The following is a 4,789-nucleotide window of genomic DNA, read 5'->3' as shown; positions in this document are numbered from 1 at the left end:
GGGGTGGGATTGGTGGGAGGCTTGGGCGCATCTGATCAATTGCTGCTTGTGAACGGGCGGCGTCCCTGTGCTGTGGTTGGGGCTGCTCGGTTGCGTTGCCATGATCCCGCTGTGGCGGGGGTTCATCACGAGGAGTAAACGCTCCACATGACGTGGTTCGAATCCGTTGTCCTTGGGCTTGTCCAGGGGCTTACCGAGTTCCTGCCGATCTCCTCCTCGGCGCACTTGCGGCTGACGGCGGTGGCTGCGGGGTGGCGTGATCCGGGGGCGGCGTTCACCGCGGTCACGCAGATCGGGACCGAGACGGCGGTGCTCGTCTACTTCCGCAAGGACATCGCCCGGATCGTCACGGCCTGGGCTCGCTCGCTGGTGCGCAAGGAGGCCCGCGGGAGTGTCGACGCGAAGATGGGCTGGCTGGTGATCATCGGCTCGGTGCCGATCGGGGTGCTCGGCCTGACGCTCAAGGACTACATCGAGGGGCCGTTCCGCGATCTTCGGCTGATCGCGTGCACGCTGATCGGTCTCGCGATCGTGCTGGCGCTCGCCGACCGGTATGCCGCGCGCAACGCGGAGCGGGCTGAGGCCACGGGGCGGCACCGTGCGAACCGGCCGGTCAAGGACCTGGATGATCTGACGGTCCGGGACGGGCTGATCTACGGGCTGTGCCAGTCGCTCGCGCTGATCCCCGGGGTGTCGCGGTCGGGCGCCACGATCACCGGTGGGCTGTTCCTCGGGTACGACCGCGCGGCGGCGGCGCGGTACTCGTTCCTGCTCGCCATCCCGGCCGTGCTGGCGTCCGGTGCGTACGAGCTGACGGAGATCGGCGAGCCCGGCAGCCATGTTGACTGGGGACCGACGATCCTGGCCACCCTCGTCGCCGGCCTGGTGGGCTATGCCGTGATCGCCTGGTTCATGAGGTTCATCTCCACCAGGAGCTTCATGCCGTTCGTCATTTACCGCATCGCCCTCGGCCTCACCGTGCTGGCGCTGGTCTGGTTCGGTGCGCTCGACCCGTTCGCGGGCGGCGTCAACGGGTGATTTCCGTGGTTGTCCGGAGGTGGCCGGGCGGTCGTACAGGGTTCAATCGTTCTTGGATGCGGGGGGCTTCTAGGATGTCCCGGCCTGACGGTGCTGTCAGGCCGGGTGAAAGGGCGGTGCGGGGTGGCTCAGCTGGCCATTGCGAAATCGTTCATGCCGCAGTACGCCAAGCTGGAGCCGAAGGTGCGCAAGGGCGTGGACGCGGCCATCGGGAAGTTCGCGGAGCATACGCACGCGGGGCTGCATCTGGAGAAGCTCAACGCCGCCAAGGATTCGCGGATCCGGACGATACGGATCGACCAGTTCTGGCGCGGGGTGGTGCTGGCGCCGGAAAAGGGGGACGTGTACTGCCTGCTGACGGTGATGCCCCATGACGACGCGATCAACTGGGCCACGAGCAGGAAGTTCTCCGTCAACCAGGCGCTCGGTGTTTTCGAGGTTCGGGATCAGGTCGCCCTGGACGAGATGTCCCCCGCGTTGGAGAAGGCCGCCGAGGGGACCGGTTACCGGCTGCTCGAGCATGTCTTCGACAAGGACCTGCTGCGGCTGGGGATCGATGAGGAACTGATCCCGCTCGTCCGGCTGCTGACGGAGGACGCGCATCTCCAGGCGATGGAGAGGCTGCTGCCGGAGCCGCAGTACATCGCGTTGCTGGCGCTGGCGCAGGGCATGAATCCGCAGCAGGCCTGGGAAGAAGTCGCCAAGACATTGGCGGTGGAGGAGAAGCCGGCCGACGTCGATCCCGAAGACCTGGTGGCGGCCATGCGCCGGTCGCCCGGGCAGGTCGTTTTCGTGAACGGGCCGGAGGAATTGCGGGAGATCCTCGCGCATCCCTTCGACACCTGGCGGATCTTCCTCCATCCGGTGCAGAGGCGGGTAGCGCTCCGGCCGTCCTACAGCGGGCCCGCGCAGGTGACGGGTGGCGCCGGGACGGGGAAGACCGTTGCTGCGCTTCATCGGGCGAAGTTCCTCGCGTCCCAGGGCAGGCGAATTCTGCTGACCACTTTCACGCGGAACCTCACGGAGGCCCTGGAGAGGCAGCTCGCGCTGCTCGTGGACGATCCGGAAGTGCGGGAACGGGTCTATGTCAAGAACGTGGATTCCATTTCCTACGAGATGGTGGGAAGGCATCGACGGCCCGGTGTCGCGGGGCCCGATGTGCTCGATCCGCTCTGGGAGGAGGCCGCGGATGGGACGCCGTTCTCGCCTTCGTTCCTGAGCCGGGAATGGGAGCAGATCATCCTGGCGCAAGGTCTGGAGACCGAGGAGGAGTACCTCGCGTGCACCCGGACCGGGCGCGGGGTTCCGCTGGGCAAGGCGCAGCGGGCGGTGGCGTGGCGTTCCATCCGGCATGTGGTGGACGCGCTGGCCGCCGAAGGGAGATCGACGTTTCCACAGCTCGCCAATGAGGCGGCGGAACTGGTGCGCGGCCCCGAATACGACCACGTGATCATCGACGAGGCCCAGGACATCCATACCGCGCAGTGGCGGCTGCTGCGGCGGCTCGTGGCCGAGGGGCCCGATGACCTGTTCATCGTCGGGGATCCGCATCAGCGGATCTACGACAGCCATGTGTCATTGACGAGCCTCGGGATCAATGTGCGGGGCCGCAGTACGAAGCTGAAGCTGAATTACCGCACCACGCAGGAGATCCTGGCCTGGTCGGTGCCGCTGCTCGGATTGTCGCCGGCACAAGGGCTCGATGATTCGGCGGACACTCTCGACGGCTACCGGTCCCCCATTCATGGGCGGCGCCCGGTGGTGAAGGGGTATCCGGACCGGGACACGGAACTGGACGGGCTCGTCGAGCAGGTGCGCGCCTGGCTGGAGGCCGATGTCGAGCCGAGCGCGATCGGGGTCGCGGCCCGGTATCTGTGGGTGGCGCGGAAGGCGGCGAAGCGGCTTAAGGAAGAGGGCATCACCGCGTATCAGGTGCCCAGTAAGTCGCCGGGCGTGCAGGTCGGGTCCATGCACAAGATGAAGGGCCTGGAGTTCCGGTGTATGGCGGTCATCGGGGTGGACGAGAAGTCGATGCCGGCGGCCAAGGCCATCACGCCGGAGGACGAGGACCCGAAGGCTCACGCGCAGGACATCCAGAAGGAACGGTGCCTTCTGTTCGTGGCCTCCACGCGGGCCAGGGACCATCTGTACGTGTCGTACCCGGGTTCGCCTAGCCCGTTCCTGCCTGGTTGAGGTCTTCCAGGAGGGTGCGGAGGACGGGTATCTGCGGATGGTCGTCGCCGTAGAGGGCGGTCAGATCGGACAGGAGTTCGGTGAGCTCCTTGCGGGCTCGGCCTGTGTCGCCTGTGGCGAGCTGTAGGCGTGCTATCCGTTCACGGACGCGCAAGGTCAGGTTGTCGTAGGGACTGCCGCCCGAAACGTCGTCCAGGAGCTCCTGGAGATGGCTGAGGGCGGTACCGGTGGCGCCCAGGTGGGCCTGGCACACCGCTTCCTGTTCGCGGCAGTTCAGGACGTCGGGGTCATCGGGGCCGTACCACTCGGCCAGCGTGACGGCGGCGGCACGGTAGGCGTGGACGGCCCGGCGGTAGTCGCCGCAACGGAAGAGCACGTCGGCGAGGTCCAGGCGTAGCCCCATGTACTCCGGGTCTTCGTCACCGAGAACCAGGCGGGCCGGCTCGGTCAGCTCGGAGAGGAGTTCCGCCGCCTGGGTGTAGCGGCCTTCGTCGGCAAGGGCACCTGCTTCCGCGCGCGCTTGGACGACCTCGTCGAAGGTGGGTAGCGCGCCGCGTTCGCCGGGTGCTTCGGTACGCGCAGCCGTGCCGTTGAGCCGAATCCGGCTGACTGCCTTGGCGTACAGGTGTTGGTGGGGGATCGTGTCGACGATGCCTGGGAGAGGTTCCAGGGCCGTGACGAATTGCAGTAGGCGCTGGTAGACCTCGTCTGCACTCGCCGGGCGGTCGGCCGGTTGTTTGGCGAGGAGTTGCAGGACGAGTGCGTCCAGGCCAAGCGGGACGTCGGGTCGCGACCGGCTGGGTGGGGTCGGGTCCTCGTCTTCGTGGCGGCGCAGCACCTCGTAGGGAGTGTTGCCTGGGAAGACGACGTGTCCGGTGAGCATCTCGTACAGGACGCAGCCGAGGGAGTACAGGTCGCTCTGCGGGCTTGGCGTGCCGTACACCTGCTCCATGGCCGTGTACCCGGGCGTGTAGGGCGCGCCAAGGCCGGTGGTGATCCGCCTGACGTCGCCGGGGCCGAGGCCCACCGCGGCACCGAAATCGAGGACCTTGAGCGAGCCGTCCGGGCACAGCATCAGGTTGCTGGGCTTGAGGTCCCTGTGCACCAGAGGGCGGCGGTGCGCGACGTTGAGGACGGCGCATACCTGGGCGGCAATGAGCGCGGCCCACGAGATGGAGAGCCTTTCCTCCGCGTCCAGGACGTGGTCCACCGTGACACCCTCGACGTACTGCATCACGAGGTAGAAGCAACCTTCGTGGCTGCCGAAGTCGTAGACGGTCGGGACACCCGGATGCTCGAACCAGGCCGTGCTGCGGGCCTCCTGCTCGAACCGCGCGACGAGCGACTCGTCCGAGACCCGGGTGAACTTGACCGCGAGGCGCCGGTCGAGGAAGCGGTCGTAGGCGCGCCACACCTCGCCCATCCCGCCGCGCCCGATCGCCTGATCGAGCTCGTACCGCTCGCGCTCTCCGAGGAGATCGCCCCGCCGCACCACGCACCCCCTTCGGACCGTGCCCGCAGCGTACTCCGGGCGAGCGGGGGTCAGCTCGGGGGGCGG

Annotated in this window: 3 protein-coding genes; 2 read left to right on the top strand and 1 reads right to left on the bottom strand. The window is 67.6% G+C overall.

What is annotated here, in order from left to right:
- The first annotated feature begins 147 nt into the window (after positions 1-147).
- Positions 148-1,038: an undecaprenyl-diphosphate phosphatase gene (locus E1266_RS35630; protein ID WP_132054748.1), complete on the top strand. Its 891-nt coding sequence runs from the start codon at positions 148-150 to the stop codon at positions 1,036-1,038.
- Between the two features lie 123 nt (positions 1,039-1,161).
- A complete protein-coding gene (locus E1266_RS35625) occupies positions 1,162-3,231 on the top strand; it encodes a UvrD-helicase domain-containing protein (protein ID WP_132054746.1) in 2,070 nt (689 codons plus the stop codon).
- Here the strand turns inward: E1266_RS35625 and E1266_RS35620 are convergent.
- Positions 3,209-4,789: serine/threonine-protein kinase (locus E1266_RS35620; RefSeq protein WP_207946124.1), on the bottom strand; the 1,581-nt coding region annotated here is incomplete at its 5' end. The genes E1266_RS35625 and E1266_RS35620 overlap by 23 nt on opposite strands.

Source organism: Actinomadura sp. 7K534 (assembly GCF_004348575.1).
Classification (GTDB): Bacteria; Actinomycetota; Actinomycetes; order Streptosporangiales; family Streptosporangiaceae; genus Spirillospora; species Spirillospora livida.
The sequence above is the reverse complement of the archived record's forward strand: the minus strand, read 5'-3'. Positions and strand labels throughout refer to the sequence as shown.

What these genes read in the sequence shown, in the direction of transcription:
- E1266_RS35630 (WP_132054748.1), top strand. Translation starts at nt 148, where the DNA reads ATGACGTGGTTCGAATCCGTTGTCCTTGGGCTTGTCCAGGGGCTTACC.